The sequence below is a fragment of the Pseudomonas fluorescens NCIMB 11764 genome (assembly GCF_000293885.2).
GTDB classification, from domain to species: Bacteria; Pseudomonadota; Gammaproteobacteria; order Pseudomonadales; family Pseudomonadaceae; genus Aquipseudomonas; species Aquipseudomonas fluorescens_B.
The window spans coordinates 864,135-879,280 of sequence record NZ_CP010945.1 but is presented as its reverse complement, the minus strand read 5'-3'; the positions used below and the strand labels follow the sequence as shown (position 1 = coordinate 879,280).

General features: G+C 58.1%; 16 protein-coding genes and 1 pseudogene. 7 read left to right on the top strand and 10 right to left on the bottom strand.

The window, feature by feature from the left end; translation table 11 throughout:
* Positions 1 to 151: 151 nt before the first annotated feature.
* Both gmk and B723_RS04095 read right to left on the bottom strand, forming a co-directional pair.
* Positions 152 to 772 (bottom strand): guanylate kinase, encoded by a 621-nt coding sequence (gmk, locus tag B723_RS04100; RefSeq protein WP_017341488.1) that lies wholly within the window; start codon positions 770 to 772, stop codon positions 152 to 154.
* 12 nt (positions 773 to 784) lie between these two features.
* The gene (locus tag B723_RS04095) at positions 785 to 1,648 is read right to left on the bottom strand and encodes a YicC/YloC family endoribonuclease (RefSeq protein WP_017341487.1); all 864 of its coding nucleotides are present in this window, start codon (positions 1,646 to 1,648) and stop codon (positions 785 to 787) included.
* A 281-nt stretch (positions 1,649 to 1,929) separates the two neighbouring features.
* Here B723_RS04095 and rph point away from each other — a divergent pair, with 281 nt between their 5' ends.
* From rph to gltS, 3 genes are all read left to right on the top strand, one after another.
* Positions 1,930 to 2,652 (top strand): ribonuclease PH, encoded by a 723-nt coding sequence (rph, locus tag B723_RS04090; protein WP_010465211.1) that lies wholly within the window; start codon positions 1,930 to 1,932, stop codon positions 2,650 to 2,652.
* 29 nt (positions 2,653 to 2,681) lie between these two features.
* Positions 2,682 to 3,050, top strand: a complete 369-nt coding sequence (locus B723_RS04085) for a DUF4870 domain-containing protein (RefSeq protein WP_017341486.1) — start codon at positions 2,682 to 2,684, stop codon at positions 3,048 to 3,050.
* A 502-nt stretch (positions 3,051 to 3,552) separates the two neighbouring features.
* The gene (gltS, locus tag B723_RS04080; protein ID WP_017341485.1) at positions 3,553 to 4,758 is read left to right on the top strand and encodes a sodium/glutamate symporter; all 1,206 of its coding nucleotides are present in this window, start codon (positions 3,553 to 3,555) and stop codon (positions 4,756 to 4,758) included.
* A gap of 85 nt (positions 4,759 to 4,843) precedes the next feature.
* Here the strand turns inward: gltS and B723_RS04075 are convergent, their stop codons facing one another.
* Positions 4,844 to 5,623, bottom strand: coding sequence for an exodeoxyribonuclease III (locus tag B723_RS04075; RefSeq protein ID WP_008030595.1), 780 nt, complete (start codon positions 5,621 to 5,623; stop codon positions 4,844 to 4,846).
* A gap of 82 nt (positions 5,624 to 5,705) precedes the next feature.
* On the opposite strand from B723_RS04075, the gene pyrE reads away from it, so the two are divergent.
* Positions 5,706 to 6,350 carry an orotate phosphoribosyltransferase gene (gene pyrE, locus B723_RS04070; protein WP_017341484.1) on the top strand — a complete coding sequence of 215 codons (645 nt, stop codon included), beginning with the start codon at positions 5,706 to 5,708 and terminating at the stop codon, positions 6,348 to 6,350.
* 90 nt (positions 6,351 to 6,440) lie between these two features.
* Here the strand turns inward: pyrE and B723_RS04065 are convergent, their stop codons facing one another.
* The 5 genes and pseudogenes from B723_RS04065 to coaBC form a co-directional block, all read right to left on the bottom strand.
* Positions 6,441 to 6,698 (bottom strand): hypothetical protein, encoded by a 258-nt coding sequence (locus tag B723_RS04065; RefSeq protein WP_017341483.1) that lies wholly within the window; start codon positions 6,696 to 6,698, stop codon positions 6,441 to 6,443.
* A gap of 190 nt (positions 6,699 to 6,888) precedes the next feature.
* Complete coding sequence (argB, locus tag B723_RS04060) at positions 6,889 to 7,794, bottom strand: acetylglutamate kinase (protein ID WP_008007602.1); 906 nt, start codon at positions 7,792 to 7,794, stop codon at positions 6,889 to 6,891.
* Positions 7,795 to 7,811: 17 nt separating this feature from the next.
* Positions 7,812 to 9,188: pseudogene (locus B723_RS04055) on the bottom strand (phosphomannomutase/phosphoglucomutase); the annotation flags it as partial.
* A 341-nt stretch (positions 9,189 to 9,529) separates the two neighbouring features.
* Positions 9,530 to 9,985, bottom strand: coding sequence for a dUTP diphosphatase (gene dut / locus B723_RS04045; protein WP_017341480.1), 456 nt, complete (start codon positions 9,983 to 9,985; stop codon positions 9,530 to 9,532).
* Positions 9,986 to 9,990: 5 nt separating this feature from the next.
* On the bottom strand, positions 9,991 to 11,199 hold the full coding sequence (coaBC, locus tag B723_RS04040; protein ID WP_017341479.1) for a bifunctional phosphopantothenoylcysteine decarboxylase/phosphopantothenate--cysteine ligase CoaBC: 1,209 nt from the start codon (positions 11,197 to 11,199) through the stop codon (positions 9,991 to 9,993).
* A 136-nt stretch (positions 11,200 to 11,335) separates the two neighbouring features.
* Here coaBC and radC point away from each other — a divergent pair, with 136 nt between their 5' ends.
* Positions 11,336 to 12,010 carry a RadC family protein gene (radC, locus tag B723_RS04035; protein ID WP_017341478.1) on the top strand — a complete coding sequence of 225 codons (675 nt, stop codon included), beginning with the start codon at positions 11,336 to 11,338 and terminating at the stop codon, positions 12,008 to 12,010.
* Between the two features lie 76 nt (positions 12,011 to 12,086).
* On the opposite strand, the gene B723_RS04030 is transcribed toward radC, so the two are convergent.
* A complete protein-coding gene (locus B723_RS04030) occupies positions 12,087 to 13,673 on the bottom strand; it encodes an ABC transporter substrate-binding protein (RefSeq protein ID WP_017341477.1) in 1,587 nt (528 codons plus the stop codon).
* Positions 13,674 to 14,119: 446 nt separating this feature from the next.
* On the opposite strand from B723_RS04030, the gene rpmB reads away from it, so the two are divergent.
* Positions 14,120 to 14,353: a 50S ribosomal protein L28 gene (rpmB, locus tag B723_RS04025; RefSeq protein WP_007894701.1), complete on the top strand. Its 234-nt coding sequence runs from the start codon at positions 14,120 to 14,122 to the stop codon at positions 14,351 to 14,353.
* Positions 14,354 to 14,364: 11 nt separating this feature from the next.
* Positions 14,365 to 14,520, top strand: a complete 156-nt coding sequence (gene rpmG, locus B723_RS04020; RefSeq protein ID WP_007894709.1) for a 50S ribosomal protein L33 — start codon at positions 14,365 to 14,367, stop codon at positions 14,518 to 14,520.
* 97 nt (positions 14,521 to 14,617) lie between these two features.
* On the opposite strand, the gene B723_RS04015 is transcribed toward rpmG, so the two are convergent.
* Positions 14,618 to 14,980: a cupin domain-containing protein gene (locus tag B723_RS04015; protein WP_017341476.1), complete on the bottom strand. Its 363-nt coding sequence runs from the start codon at positions 14,978 to 14,980 to the stop codon at positions 14,618 to 14,620.
* Between the last annotated feature and the right edge of the window lie 166 nt (positions 14,981 to 15,146).

Below are 15,146 nucleotides of genomic sequence, written 5' to 3'. Positions count from 1 at the left end.
ATGCAATATGCGCGCTGCCCGGTTGGGCGAGCGGACTCAACAGTTTAAAAAATCACCAGCGATTAGGGAAGCGCTGATTTTTTGACCAAGCCCTTCAACGCGCTGCAAGTGCCAATGTAAAGCCCTTGCAGCGGTTTTGGGAAGAGCTGTTTCAGCCCAGCAATTCAGCCAGCAACATGCCGAAACGCACCTGTTGGCGCTTCTGTTGCAATTGATTGGCACGGAAAATCGCCTTCAGGTCATCCAGTGCGTGGGAGAAATCGTCGTTGATGATCAGGTAGTCGTACTCGACATAATGGCTCATTTCGTTGACGGCTTCACGCATCCGGCCCGCAATGATCTCGTCGCTGTCCTGGCCACGGTGGGTCAGGCGCTGGTGCAAGGCTTGCAGCGATGGCGGCAGAATGAAGATCGAACGCGCCTGAGGCATCAGCTTTCGCACTTGTTCGGCGCCTTGCCAATCGATTTCCAGAATCAGGTCGTGACCTTCGTCCAGCGTTTGCTGCAGATGGCTTTGCGAGGTGCCATAGAAGTTGCCGAATACTTCGGCGCGCTCCAGAAAATCGCCGTGTTCGCCCATCTTCACAAAGGCTTCGCGGCTCACGAAGTGGTAGTTCACGCCGTCCACTTCACCCGGGCGCATGGCACGGGTGGTGTGGGAAATCGATACGCGGATCTCCGGGTTGGTGTCGGTCAGGGCCTTGACCAGGCTGCTCTTGCCCGCGCCCGAAGGGGCGGAAATGATGTACAGGGTGCCGGTGCTGTGGGTCATGTCGGGTTTGCCTTACTCAATATTCTGCACTTGTTCGCGCATCTGCTCGATCAACACTTTGAGGTTGACCGCTGCCTGTGTGCTGCGCGGGTCGAAGGCTTTGGAGCCCAGTGTGTTGGCTTCGCGGTTGAGTTCCTGCATCAGGAAGTCCAGGCGCCGACCGGCAGCACCGCCGGACTTGAGCACCCGGCGAACTTCAATGATGTGAGTGCTCAGGCGATCCAGTTCTTCGGCGACGTCGCTCTTTTGCGCGAGCATGACCATTTCCTGTTCCAGGCGCTGCGGGTCCATCTCGGCTTTCATATCGGCGAAGCGGTCGAGGACTTTCTGGCGCTGGGTGGCGAGCATCTGCGGGACCAGTTCTCGCAGGGTCACCACGTCTTCTTCAATGGAGGTCAGGCGATCGTTGATCAACCGTGCCAGCTCTGCGCCCTCGCGCTCGCGGCCAGCCTTGAGTTCTTTCAGGCCTTCGTTGAACAGTGCCAGCGCTTCGGCATTCAAGGCTTGCGGGTCGCTGGCGTCGCCGACCAGAACGCCGGGCCATGCCAGCACTTCCAGCGGGTTCAGCGCCGCCGGATTCTTGATCAGGCCTGCGATGGTTTCGGCGGCCGCAACCAGTTGCGCGGCGCGCTCGCGGTCCACTTGCAGGGGTTTGTCAGTGTTTTCTTCGGTGAAGCGCAGGGTGCACTCGAGTTTGCCTCGGGAGATGCCCTGACGCAGTGTCTCGCGGACCGCGCCTTCGAGGTCGCGAAACGACTCGGGCAGGCGCAGGTGGGGTTCCAGGTAGCGGCTGTTGACCGAGCGCAGTTCCCAGCTCAGGGTGCCTTGGGCGCCGGCTTTTTCGACGCGGGCGAAGGCGGTCATGCTGTGCACCATGGAGGTACCTCGCAATGCAGGTCCATGCGTTACCAAAGGTTTCGCGGACCCGCTATCTGTGAATTGAAGCCAAGAGGCAGCAAAGGCGCAGGATTGTAGCGCAGTGGGGCGGATGCGCCCAAACACACGGTGTGACAAAGGGCTGCAGGCCGTCGGTTAAGCGCTGTTCTAAGCTCAAACCAGGCCCTTCAATCGTCGGGCGGCTTTTTTAGAAGTGCCCAGTCTTGGCGCGCGGCTCTATAATGCTCGGCAGTTTTCCGTCCTCCGTACAGGTATTCCCTATGAAACGTCCAAGTGGTCGCGCTGCCGATCAGCTCCGCTCGATCCGCATTACCCGCAACTACACCAAACACGCCGAGGGATCTGTGCTGGTCGAGTTCGGTGATACCAAAGTCATCTGCACTGTCAGCGTTGAAAACGGCGTGCCGCGTTTCCTCAAAGGCCAGGGCCAAGGCTGGTTGACCGCCGAATACGGCATGCTGCCGCGCGCCACCGGCGAGCGTAACCAGCGTGAAGCGAGCCGTGGCAAGCAAGGCGGCCGGACCCTGGAGATCCAGCGCCTGATCGGTCGTTCCCTGCGCGCCTCGCTGGACATGTCCAAGCTGGGCGACGTTACCCTGTACGTCGACTGCGACGTGATCCAGGCTGACGGCGGCACCCGCACGGCGTCCATTACCGGTGCCATGGTTGCACTGGTCGATGCCTTGAAAGTCATCAAGAAGCGTGGCGGCCTGAAAGGCGGCGACCCACTCAAGCAAATGATCGCGGCCGTTTCGGTGGGCATGTATCAGGGCGAGCCTGTGCTCGACCTCGACTACCTGGAAGACTCGGCTGCCGAGACGGACTTGAACGTGGTAATGACCAGCACCGGTGGCTTCATCGAAGTGCAGGGCACCGCCGAAGGTGCGCCGTTCCAGCCTGAAGAGCTGAATGCCATGCTGGAGCTGGCGAAGAAAGGCATGACCGAAATCTTCGAATTGCAAAAGGCTGCACTGGCTGACTGACCGGAACCATTCCAGACAAGGAGGACATCATGAGTGACGAGCAAGAGCTGCTTCCCACCCCGAGCAAAGAGGTTCGGCAGTGGGCAATGTTTTGTCATCTGTCCGCCTTGCTGGGAATCTGGATTCCGTTCGGCACGTTGATCGGCCCGCTGATTCTCTGGCAGATGAAGCGCGAGATGGACCCGTTTGTCGATGCGCAGGGCAAGGAGGCGCTGAACTTCCAGATCACCGTCGCCATTGCCTCCGCCATCTGCTTCTTGCTGATGGTGGTGATCATCGGGTTCTTCCTGTTTGGGCTGGTGGCGATTGGTGCGTTGGTGTTGACGATCATTGCTGGCGTGAAAGCCAATGAGGGCGTGCCGTACCGGTATCCGTTTACTTGGCGGTTGATCAAGTAGCCAGTAGCACGTAATTCATGTGGGAGCGGGCTTGCTCGCGAAAGCGGCTTATCATTCAACACTTAAGTTGAGTGATACACCACTTTCGCGAGCAAGCTCGCTTTCACATTTAAAATTCAGCGGCAAAACGCAGTGCACCGAAACTTGAAATTAATTACCCTGCCGTGTAGGACTTTTCTTTTTTTAAAGTTAAAACTTTCTCCCGATGTAAAAGATGCGTGCCCGACAGGCTAAGCCTCTGCCCAGATTTACACTTGTATAACTCTCTCCCCTACACTTTTAGTCACAACTGTAAAGCTTCAGTGCCGTGTATGAGCTTGGCAATCTGACTTGGCGGTTGATAGAGTTGCGCCAAGTAATATTTATCAAGAAATATTTCGATATATTCTGACCATTGACGGTCCTTGAATCCAAAACTAACCAGCGTTGATAAATCAACCTGTTCAAGAGGCGTGTCCAGGTAAAAAGTTCGCCCCTGAATATATATCAAAGAATAATCCCAATGGTTCAGCTCGATTTTTATGGAACACTTGTGGCCGCCTCTTTAGTACTGTTACTGGGGCGCGGGCTGGTCACACGAATCGGTTTTTTACGTAACTACAATATCCCTGAGCCTGTAGCAGGCGGCCTGGTGGTTGCTCTGCTTCTCCTGGCTTTGCGGGGGCTCGATATTGACGTCCGGTTTGACACCTCACTGCAAACGCCCTTGATGCTGGCATTTTTTGCCACCATCGGCTTGAGTGCAGACTTCGCCAGCCTGAAGAAGGGCGGGCGCGTAGTGGGGATCTTTGTACTGGCGGTCACCACGCTTTTGGTGGTCCAGAATGCCATGGGCCTCGCGCTGGCAAAAACGTTGGGGCTCGATCCGTTGATGGGCCTGCTGACAGGCTCGATTACCCTGGCGGGCGGTCACGGTACAGGCGCTGCGTGGGGAACGGTGTTCAGTGAGAAGTACGGTCTGGCTTCTGCCTCCGAGCTCGCGATGGCCTCTGCGACGTTCGGCCTGGTGTTGGGCGGTTTGATTGGTGGTCCGGTCGCTCGCCTGCTCATCAAGCGTGTCCAGGTGCCCGGTCTTACGCAAGAAAAGCCACGGCTGCCAAGGGGGTTTGAGCAACCGAACAAAGAGCGCTCGATCACGCCATTTTCGTTTGTCGAGACGCTCGCTCTGATCGCGGTCAGTTTGCTGGTGGGTTCTCTCCTGAATGGTCAGCTCCAAGGAACTGCATTTGAGCTGCCGACGTTCGTTTGCGTCTTGTTCGTGGGGGTGATTTTACGGAACGGGCTTTCAGCGCTTGGCTTGTATCAGGTGTTTGAGCGTGAAGTTTCCGTGTTGGGGAATGTCAGCTTATCGCTGTTTCTGGCGATCGCCTTGATGTCGCTCAAGCTGTGGGATCTGGCCGCACTGGCTTTGCCGATCTTTATCATCCTCGCTGCGCAAGCGTTGGTCATGGCGCTGTTTGCGATTTTCGTGACATTCAGAATGATGGGCAGTAACTACGATGCCGCCGTTCTGGCGGCAGGGCATTGCGGTTTTGGACTGGGTGCAACGCCAACTGCCATCGCAAACATGCAAGCGGTGACGCAGCGTTATGGGTCTTCGCAGATAGCGTTTCTGGTGGTGCCAATGGTGGGTGCTTTCTTCATCGACATCATTAATGTGATCGTGATCAAGTTGTATCTGGCGCTGCCATTCCTCGCTGCTGCGTGAAGGGATAACCCATAAGAAAAATGCCCGTATCTTTCGATACGGGCATTTTCGTTCACCGGTCAGCAGGTTTTCGTGTCAGCGAAAACTAGATAGTCAGTGTCCAGTCGTAGTCAACGATCAGCGGAGCATGCTGCGAGAACCGTGGCTGACGTGGCAGGCGCGCACTGCGTACAAAGCGGCGCAGGCCCGGGGTCAGTATCTGGTAATCGAAGCGCCAGCCCAGGTTGAGCATTTCTGCCTGCTCATTATCCGGCCACCAGCTGTACTGGTCACCTTCCCGGCTGACTTCGCGCAGGGCATCGACATAACCCATGTTGCCGACAATCTCGTCCATCCAGGCACGTTCAGGTGCCAGGAAGCCCGGGGATTGCTGGCTGTCGCGCCAGTTCTTGATATCCAGCTTCTGTTGCGCCACGTACAGCGAGCCACAGTAAATGTACTCGCGACGTTTGCGCCGCTGTTTATCCAGATAACGGGCGAAATCGTCCATTAGCTTGAACTTCTGGTTCAAGTCTTCATCGCCGTTCTGCCCCGAAGGGAGCAGTAAGGTCGCGATGCTGACCTTGTCGAAATCGGCTTGCAGGTAGCGCCCGTAGCGGTCGGCCGTCTCGAACCCGAGACCGCTGATGACTGCCTTCGGTTGCAACCGCGAATACAAAGCCACGCCACCCTGGGCGGGAACTTCTGCTTCGCAGGCATAAAGGAAGTAGCCATCCAGTTGGAAGGCTGGATCGTCCAGTTCAAAGGCGGAGGCGCGGGTGTCCTGCAGGCAGATGACGTCGGCATTCTGTGCTTGCAGCCAACTGAGCAAACCTCGCTCCACTGCAGCCTGAATACCATTGACGTTCACACTGATGATCCGCATAAATGGCCCCAAAAATCGCGTGCGTGTATGATACACGGCGTCAACCTAATTAGCTAAATCCGTGGTATTTGGGGTTTTTTTCATGCAAGCGTATCAGCGCGATTTCATTCGTTTTGCCATCGATCGCGGCGTTTTGCGCTTCGGTGAGTTCACCCTGAAGTCCGGGCGCACCAGTCCTTACTTCTTCAATGCCGGCCTGTTCAACACCGGTTCCGCCCTTGCGCAGCTGGGTCGTTTCTACGCGGCAGCCATTGTCGAGAGCGGTATTTCGTTCGATGTACTGTTTGGCCCGGCGTACAAGGGCATTCCGTTGGCGGCGACCACTGCGGTGGCCCTGGCTGAACATCACAACCGTGATTTGCCATGGTGCTTCAACCGTAAAGAGGCCAAGGCCCACGGCGAAGGCGGCAGCCTGGTTGGCGCACCGTTGACCGGTGACGTGCTGATCATCGACGACGTGATCACCGCTGGCACCGCGATCCGCGAAGTGATGCAGATCATCGCTTCCCAGGACGGCGCCAAGGCGGCGGGCGTGCTGATCGCCCTCAACCGTCAGGAGCGTGGCAACGGTGAGTTGTCGGCAATCCAGGAAGTGGAGCGTGACTTCGGCATTCCGGTGATCAGCATTGTTTCGCTGAATCAGGTGCTGGAATTCCTGGCTGACGATCCGCAGCTCAAGCAGCACCTGCCAGCTGTAGAAGCTTACCGCGCCCAATTCGGCGTATAACGGCAGCTCCCTCAGGGATCGCAGGCGAAAAAAGACCCCGCTCAGTCAGGCTGATCGGGGTTTTTTTCTGGATCGTGGGCGTCCGCGAGGTTATTTTTTGCTCGCGGGTTTGATGACCTCGGCGCTTTTGATTCCAGGTTTTTCCGATTTCTCCGGATAGGGATCCTTCACTGCGTCGCCTTGGCCGGTGAGAATTTTCCAGCCATAGCGCGAATGCACGGTTTTACGAAACTGTGGACACGGCGGCATCGAAGTTTTGGCCTGATTCGAATATTGGTGGCCGCAGTCGACACACTCGTAAGTACCTGGGGAAACATCGCTGCCGTAAGGAACGTAATCTTTTTTCATGAGGGAGTCCTCCTGTGGATACAGGGAAGATCCTATGCAGATTGATTCCTGAGCGATGTCAGGCGTTTCGCTGAATCAGGTCAGGCATTTCCTATGCCCATAAAAAAAATCGCAGATTTCTTCAGAGCCTACGGAATTTTCTTACATCCGAAGGCGCTGCCAAAAGCTGCGATCTTTTAACGTTTTTGAATCAGTGACGCTTGCGATTGCTGATCAACGTACCCACACCCGTATCGGTGAAGATCTCCAGCAGAATCGCATTCGGTACCCGACCATCGATGATCAACGAACTGCCCACGCCGCCCTGAACCGCTTCCAGCGCGCAACGGATCTTCGGCAGCATGCCGCCGTAGATGGTGCCGTCGGCGATCAGATCGTCCACCTGCTGAGTCGTCAGGCCGGTCAGAACCGTGCCCGACTTGTCCATCAGGCCAGCGATGTTGGTCAGCAGCATCAGCTTTTCAGCCTTCAACGCCTCGGCGACTTTACCGGCCACGAGGTCAGCGTTGATGTTGTACGACTCGCCGTTGGCACCGACGCCGATTGGCGCGATCACCGGAATGAAGTCGCCTTTTACCAGCAGGTTCAGCAAGTCGGTGTTGATCCCGACCACTTCGCCCACCTGGCCGATGTCGATGATTTCCGGTTGGGTCATCTCTGGGGTCTGGCGGGTCACGGTGAGTTTTTTCGCGCGAATCAGCTCGGCGTCTTTACCGGTCAGGCCGATGGCGCTGCCGCCATGACGGTTGATCAGGTTGACGATGTCCTTGTTCACCTGGCCACCGAGGACCATTTCCACCACGTCCATGGTTTGCGCATCCGTCACGCGCATGCCATCGATGAAGTGGCTCTCGATCGACAGACGCTTGAGCAGGTCGCCGATTTGCGGACCACCGCCGTGAACCACCACCGGGTTGATGCCCACGGCTTTCATCAGCACGATGTCGCGGGCGAAGCCGGTTTTCAGCTCCTCGCTTTCCATCGCGTTGCCGCCGTATTTGATCACCAGCGTCTTGCCGACATAGCGGCGAATGTAAGGCAGCGCTTCGGACAGGACCTTGGCGGTGTTGGCGGCGGCTTCGCGTTCGAGGGTCATTCAGGGCTCCGGGTGAATCAGAACGGTAGTTGGAGATCAGGTGCAACACGCTTCAACTGGACTTTGAATACGTCCTTGATGCGCTGCAATTCAGCCTCGTCATCGGCCTCGAAGCGCAGCACCAGCACCGGTGTGGTGTTGGACGCGCGCACCAGGCCCCAGCCTTTGGCATAGTCGACTCGCACGCCGTCGATGGTGGTCAGGTCGGCGCCTTCGCCCCACTTCGCGTCGTGCAATGCATCAATGATGCTGAATTTGCTCTCTTCGGTCACATGGATATTGATTTCCGGCGTAGAAATATCGTTCGGGAAGGTCGCAAACAGCTCTTCCGCCGTGGATTTTTCCTTGCTCAGGATCTCCAGCAGCCGCGCGGCGCTGTAAATGCCGTCGTCGAAACCGAACCAGCGCTCCTTGAAGAAAATGTGCCCGCTCATTTCGCCGGCCAACAGGGCGCCGGTCTGTTTCATTTTCTTTTTGATCAACGAGTGACCAGTCTTCCACATGAGCGGACGACCGCCGTATTCCTTGATCAGCGGCGTCAGGCGGCGGGTGCATTTGACGTCGAAGATGATTTCCGCGTCCGGGTTGCGCGCCACCACGTCGCGGGCGAACAGCATCAGCAGGCGGTCCGGGTAGACGATGCTGCCGGTGTTGGTCACCACGCCAACGCGGTCGCCGTCGCCGTCGAAGGCCAGGCCGATGTCGGCGTTGGTTTCCTTGACCTTGGCGATCAGGTCGACAAGGTTTTCAGGCTTGCCCGGGTCCGGGTGATGATTCGGGAAGTTGCCGTCGACGTCGCAAAACAGCGGGATGACTTCGCAGTTCAGCGCTTCGATCAGTTGCGGAGCGATCACACCGGCCGCACCGTTACCGCAGTCGACCACGACTTTCAGGCGGCGAGCCAGTTTGATGTCCCCGACGATTTCAGTGTTGTAGCGGTCGAGGATTTCGACTTGGGTGATGCTGCCCTTGCCGCTGCTCAGGTTGTTGGTCTTGAGGCGGTCGTGCAAGGCCTGGATTTGTTCGTTGGCCAAGGTATCGCCAGCGATGACGATCTTGAAACCGTTGTAGTTCGACGGGTTGTGGCTACCGGTGAGCATCACGCCCGACTTGCCGGCCAGTACGTTGGCGGCGTAGTAAAGCGCCGGCGTTGGCACCAGGCCCACGTCACTGACATGGCAACCAGCCTCGGCCAGGCCTTTGATCAGTTGTTCGACGAGTTCCGGGCCGGACAGGCGACCGTCACGGCCAACGGAAACGTTCGGTTCGCCCTCGGCCAGGCTCTGGGCGCCGATGGCGCGACCGAGCCAGTAAGCGGTCTCAGCGTTCAGGAATTCCGGGACGGTGCCGCGAATGTCGTAGGCGCGGAAAATGCTGTCAGGGAACTTGGGTGCGACTTGGGCGGGGGTGTTCATCTGTAGGAATGCTCCATCTCGAAAGTGGCTGGACCTGCACGCGAAGAACGCTTTGGCGGGTTCGAACTGAAGGGTATGACGACGTTTTCCACAGAGAGTTCGTGGTGCGAAAAGGCCATGACACCGGTTTCAGTCAGCATCTGGCCGGTCAATGCCTTGGTTTTCAGTAGTAAACCTTGCAGATGACGGCTGTGCGATTTCAGCATCCTGTGGCGAGGGAGCTTGCTCCCGCTTGAGTGCGGAGCACTCACAGTATTTAAGGGTTGCTACGCAACCCAGCGGGAGCAAGCTCCCTCGCCACAGGGTCGCCGTCTATCCGATCAATGGCTGCCGGAATGCCCGAAACCGCCCGTACCGCGCTGGGTTTCAACGAACTCTTCGACCATCTCGAAATGCGCTTGAACCACTGGCACCAAAACCAACTGTGCCAAACGCTCGCCCACCACCATGTTGAAGTCGGTCTGCCCACGGTTCCAGCACGAAACCATCAGTGGACCCTGGTAATCGGAGTCGATCAAGCCGACCAGATTGCCCAGCACGATGCCGTGCTTATGGCCCAGGCCGGAGCGCGGCAGAATCAGCGCGGCCAGACCTGGATCGCCGATGTAGACGGACAGGCCCGTCGGAATCAGCACGGTTTCGCCCGGCTTGATCACGGTGTCTTTTTCCAGCATGGCGCGCAGGTCGAGGCCGGCGGAGCCTGGGGTGGCGTACTGCGGCAGCGGAAATTCGGTACCGATGCGGGGGTCGAGGATCTTGGCTTGCAAAGCGTGCATGTAAATTAAACCTGGTTCAGACGTTCGGCGATAAAAGTGATCAGCTGGCGAGCAATCTTGCTCTTGCTGGTCTGGGCGAAAAGTGTGGCGTGTAGCTCCCGGTCGATCACGCTGCAGGCGTTTTCTTCGCTGTTGAAGCCAATGCTTGGGTTGGCGACGTCGTTGGCGACGATCAAATCGAGGTTTTTGTCTTTCAACTTGCGCGCAGCGTAGTCGAGCAGGTGTTCGGTTTCGGCGGCAAAACCGACACTGAACGGACGGTCGGGGCGGGTGGCAATGGTGGCCAGGATGTCTGGGTTACGCACCATTTGTAGTAACAAGCCGTCGCCGTTCGTAGGGTCTTTCTTGAGTTTCTGTGGGGCAACGACTTCGGGGCGGTAGTCCGCGACCGCTGCCGAGGCAATGAACAGGTCGCAAGGGATCGCGGCTTCGCAAGCGGCGAGCATGTCGCGGGCACTGACCACGTCGATGCGCGTGACGCGATCCGGGGTTGGCAGGTGCACGGGGCCTGTGATCAGGGTCACGCGGGCGCCGGCTTCAACCGCCGCTTCGGCCAGGGCAAAGCCCATTTTGCCGGAGCTGTGGTTGGTGATGTAGCGTACCGGGTCGATGTTTTCCTGGGTCGGGCCGGCAGTGATCAGCACGTGTTTGCCGGTCAGCGCCTGGCGCTGGAAGCAGTCCGCCGCGCATTGCGCGAGTTCGACGGCTTCGAGCATGCGGCCCAGACCGACGTCACCACAGGCCTGGCTACCGGAGGCCGGGCCGAAGGCTTTGATGCCGCGGCTTTCGAGGGTTTGCAGGTTGGCCTGGGTGGCCGGGTCGCGCCACATGGCCTGGTTCATCGCCGGGGCTACGGCGACCACGGCGTCGGTGGCCAGCACCAGTGTGGTCAGCAGATCGTCGGCAATACCCTGGGCCAGGCGGGCGATCAGGTCCGCAGTGGCGGGGGCGATCAGCACCATGTCGGCCCACTTGGCGAGCTCGATATGACCCATCGCGGCTTCGGCCGCCGGGTCGAGCAGGTCCAGATGAACCGGGTGGCCGGACAGGGCCTGCATGGTCAGCGGGGTGATGAACTCGCTGCCGCCACGGGTCATGACCACGCGCACTTCGGCGCCCTGGTCGATCAGGCGGCGAACCAGGTCAGCGCTCTTGTAGGCGGCAATACCGCCGCCGACGCCCAGAACGATGCGTTTCCGATACAGCCGCTGCATAGGTCTGCCTTTCATTTCGTTGATGACTGCGTGGCGGTACCCCCTCCCCAGGAGTGAAATCGCCCGCAAAAAAGATGGGCTACGATATCACAGCGACCGCTACGGAACAGCGGCGCCCACAGACCAGGGAGGTGTTATGAGTATTCGGGATTGGCCGGCGGCGGAGCGCCCGCGGGAGAGATTACTGGAGTTGGGCTCGGCGAGCCTTTCGGATGCCGAGCTGCTGGCGATTTTTTTACGCACCGGGGTGGCCGGTAAAAGTGCGGTGGATCTGGCGCGACACTTGTTGAGCCAATTTGGCAGTCTGCGTTCGCTGTTGGAAGCCGATCAAGCAACATTCAGCAAGCAATTAGGGCTCGGTCCGGCGAAATTCGCTCAGTTGCAGGCGATTCTGGAAATGGGGCGGCGACATTTGGCCGAGCGCGCGCGTCAGAAGCCAGCGCTGGAAAATCCCCAGGCCGTTCGTGATTACCTGAAGTCGATGCTTCGGCACGAGCCTCACGAAGTGTTTGGCTGCCTGTTTCTGGATTCGAAGCATCAGGTGCTGACCTTCGAAGCGTTGTTTCGCGGCTCGATCGACAACACGAGCGTTCATCCACGGCAGGTGGTCAAGCGCGCCCTGGCGCACAACGCCGCCGCGTTGATCCTCTGCCACAACCATCCCTCGGGCAACACCAACCCCAGCCAGGCCGACCGCACGCTGACCAAACGCCTGCAAGAGGCGCTGGAATTGATTGATGTGCGGGTGCTTGACCATTTCATCATTGGTGACGGCGAGCCGCTTTCAATGGCCGAGTATGGGTGGATGTAGGGCGGGGGACGGGCTTCTGTGGCGAAGGAGCAAGCTCCCTCGCCACAGAGAAGCATTTGCGCAGCGTTTCCGAGCGTTACTTGAGGTTGACCCTGGAGTAATCCTGGCGACCAAACGGGCTGACCGAATACCCCTCGACTCCCTTGCGCATCAGCGCGAAGGCCGTCGGGTGGGCCAGCGGCAACCACAGCGCCTGCTGCTGGATCTGCGCCTGGGCCTGTTCATAAAGCTTGGTGCGCACGCCTTGCTCGGAAGTGGTCTTGCCGGCACTGATCAGCTTGTCCAGATCCTGATTGCAGTAGCGAGCGAAATTGGTGCCGGACTTGACCGCCGCGCAGGAAAACTGCGGCGTGAGGAAGTTGTCCGGGTCACCGTTGTCGCCGGCCCAGCCCATGAACAGCAGATCGTGTTCGCCTGCCTTGGCGCGGCGGATCACTTCGCCCCACTCGATCACGCGAATTTCGGCCTGGATGCCGATCTCTGCGAGATCCGATTGCAGCATCTGCGCCCCGAGGCTTGGGTTCGGGTTGAGCAGGCTGCCGGATGGGCGCGTCCAGATGGTGGTCTGGAAACCGTCCTTGAGCCCGGCTTTGGCCATCAATGCCTTGGCTTTTTCCACGTCGTACGCGTAGCCCGGCAAGCCTTTGGCATAACTCCATGTGTTGGGCGGGTACGGGCCGTTGGCGGCTTCGGCGGTGTCTTCGAACACGGCTTTGACATAGCTGGCCTTGTCGAACGCGAGATTGATGGCTTGCCGTACTTCAGGCTTGTCCAGCGGTGGATGCTGGCTGTTGATGGCGACGAACGCCGTCATGAACGCGTCGGTCTTTTCCACTTTCAACGTCGGTTCTTTCAGCGCGGCTTGTACGTCCAGTGGCTTGGGCGACAGGGCGATCTGGCACTCGTTGCGGCGCAGCTTCTGCAGTCGGACGTTGGCGTCCGGGGTGATGGCAAAAATCAGCGGGTCCACCGCAGGCTTGCCACGGAAGTAGTCCGGGTTGGCCTTATAGCGAATCGAGGCATCTTTCTGGAACCGCGTGAACACGAAGGGGCCGCTGCCGATCGGCTGGCTGTTGAGTTTCTCCGGCGTACCGGCTTTCAGCAGTTTATCGGCATATTCGGCGGAGTAGATCGAAGCGAAGCCCATGCTCAGGGTCGGCAGAAAGGTTGAATCCGGATGGTCGAGGGTGAAGCGCACAGTCAGCGGGTCGAGCGCGTCGATCTTCTTGATCAGCGCCGGTAGCTGCATCGATTGCGCGTGCGGGAAGCCGCTCTGTGCCACTTTGTGCCAAGGGTTGGCCGGGTCGAGCATGCGGTCGAAGCTGAATTTCACGTCTTCGGCGGTCAGGTCGCGCGTAGGGCTGAAGTATTCGGTGCGGTGGAATTTCACCTGCGGATGCAGCTTGAACACGTAGGTCAGGCCGTCGGGGGTGACTTCCCAGCTGTCCGCGAGGCCGGCGACCACTTTGCCGCTGGCCGTGTCGAAGTCCACCAGACGGTTCATCAACACGTCGGCCGAAGCGTTGGTGGTGGTCAGCGAGTTGTATTGCACCACGTCGAACCCTTCCGGGCTGGCCTCGGTGCAGACGCTCAGGGCAGCAGCATGGGCCAGCGGGCTCAGTAGAAGCGGGGCGAGCAGCAGCGGTAGGGCAGCGAGGCGCATGGTCGGATTCCTTTACAGATCGAAGGCCCATCTGCAAGTGCAGTCTGGAAACGTCTTACCCTAGTGGGCTCTTTTGCAAATGACTATCCCCTTTTTCATTTTAAGAGGACTATATGCGATCGTTTTCGGTGAATGCCGGCCGAGGAAAACCCTGAACAGGCCGGTTGGCCGATTTTCTGCGACGAGCGGTCTTTATCGACGATAGCCTTTATCCAAGGCGCTCGGAGCCAGAAAAACGGGGTTTTTATCATGTCCGTGCACACGGAATGTTGTTGCACCCCAGTCTTTCTGGTATAAAGCAGCGCTCTTTTCTAGGGGCCCGGTTCCTTCACTGTAGGTGTAGCCGGTAAGACCTCTAAAGAAACGCGGCGCCTGGCGCCAAATGACTGAGAGATTAAGCGGCCAACCCATGCCGGGTTGGGCATGTGGTTTTAGAGGGCTGAGGCATGTCGAGAGTATGTCAAGTTACCGGTAAGGGTCCGGTGACTGGGAATAACATTTCCCACGCAAACAACAAAACCCGTCGTCGTTTCCTGCCGAACCTGCAGCATCACCGCTTCTGGGTTGAAGAAGAGAAACGTTTCGTGCGTCTGCGCGTATCTGCCAAAGGCATGCGTATCATCGACAAGCGTGGCATCACTGTCGTGCTGGCCGAAATCCGCAAAGCTGGCAAGATCTAAGGGAGATAATCATGCGTGAATTGATTCGTTTGATCTCGAGCGCCGGTACTGGTCACTTCTACACTACCGACAAGAACAAGCGCACTACTCCGGACAAAATCGAGATCAAGAAATTTGATCCGGTTGTTCGCAAGCACGTGATCTACAAAGAAGGCAAAATCAAGTAATTGATTTTTCCCTCTTACGAAAAAGGCCCGTATCGCGAGATACGGGCCTTTTTTGTTGCCTGAATTTGTTGTTGCCCAGCTCAGACAACACACATCCTCAGGCCTTCTGTTCAAACGCCACATAAATCTTGCGGCACGGCTCCAGCACTTCCCAGGTGCCGCGGAACCCGGCCGGGATCACGAAGCGATCACCTGCGCGCACGGTCTTGCTGTTGCCATCGTTGTCGCGCAGTACCGAAACGCCCTGAACGATTTCGCAGTATTCATGCTCGGTGAAGTTCACGTGCCACTGGCCAACCGCGCCTTCCCATACGCCCGCATTCAACTGGCCACACGGGCTGTTGTAGTGGTTGTAAACCACCTGCTCAGGGTCGCCCTTCAAGATTTTCGCCTGGTCCGGTCTGTAGCGCTCGGGCTCGGTAGCGGCCTGGCTGAAGTCGACGATGTTCTGGATGCTCATTGTTGTTATCCCCCGTGATTGCGGCGCGAGTGGCTGGAAAGGTGCTGGAAAGCCCAAAGTCTATGTTTATTAAAATGAACACCGCAAGGCCGTTTAACGACCTTATGTCAAATATATTGAAACAACCCCGGTCACTGGTTTAGGGTGGCGGTTGCCTTGGGCCGAA

Bases quoted from the DNA above. Each gene is read 5' to 3' on its own strand.
- dut (WP_017341480.1), bottom strand. From the start codon at position 9,985: ATGCACGCTTTGCAAGCCAAGATCCTCGACCCCCGCATCGGTACCGAA.
- coaBC (WP_017341479.1), bottom strand. From the start codon at position 11,199: ATGCAGCGGCTGTATCGGAAACGCATCGTTCTGGGCGTCGGCGGCGGT.
- B723_RS04075 (WP_008030595.1), bottom strand. From the start codon at position 5,623: ATGCGGATCATCAGTGTGAACGTCAATGGTATTCAGGCTGCAGTGGAG.
- B723_RS04095 (WP_017341487.1), bottom strand. From the start codon at position 1,648: ATGGTGCACAGCATGACCGCCTTCGCCCGCGTCGAAAAAGCCGGCGCC.
- B723_RS04085 (WP_017341486.1), top strand. From the start codon at position 2,682: ATGAGTGACGAGCAAGAGCTGCTTCCCACCCCGAGCAAAGAGGTTCGG.
- gltS (WP_017341485.1), top strand. From the start codon at position 3,553: ATGGTTCAGCTCGATTTTTATGGAACACTTGTGGCCGCCTCTTTAGTA.
- rph (WP_010465211.1), top strand. From the start codon at position 1,930: ATGAAACGTCCAAGTGGTCGCGCTGCCGATCAGCTCCGCTCGATCCGC.
- B723_RS04065 (WP_017341483.1), bottom strand. From the start codon at position 6,698: ATGAAAAAAGATTACGTTCCTTACGGCAGCGATGTTTCCCCAGGTACT.
- pyrE (WP_017341484.1), top strand. From the start codon at position 5,706: ATGCAAGCGTATCAGCGCGATTTCATTCGTTTTGCCATCGATCGCGGC.
- B723_RS04030 (WP_017341477.1), bottom strand. From the start codon at position 13,673: ATGCGCCTCGCTGCCCTACCGCTGCTGCTCGCCCCGCTTCTACTGAGC.
- rpmB (WP_007894701.1), top strand. From the start codon at position 14,120: ATGTCGAGAGTATGTCAAGTTACCGGTAAGGGTCCGGTGACTGGGAAT.
- radC (WP_017341478.1), top strand. From the start codon at position 11,336: ATGAGTATTCGGGATTGGCCGGCGGCGGAGCGCCCGCGGGAGAGATTA.
- gmk (WP_017341488.1), bottom strand. From the start codon at position 772: ATGACCCACAGCACCGGCACCCTGTACATCATTTCCGCCCCTTCGGGC.
- rpmG (WP_007894709.1), top strand. From the start codon at position 14,365: ATGCGTGAATTGATTCGTTTGATCTCGAGCGCCGGTACTGGTCACTTC.
- argB (WP_008007602.1), bottom strand. From the start codon at position 7,794: ATGACCCTCGAACGCGAAGCCGCCGCCAACACCGCCAAGGTCCTGTCC.
- B723_RS04015 (WP_017341476.1), bottom strand. From the start codon at position 14,980: ATGAGCATCCAGAACATCGTCGACTTCAGCCAGGCCGCTACCGAGCCC.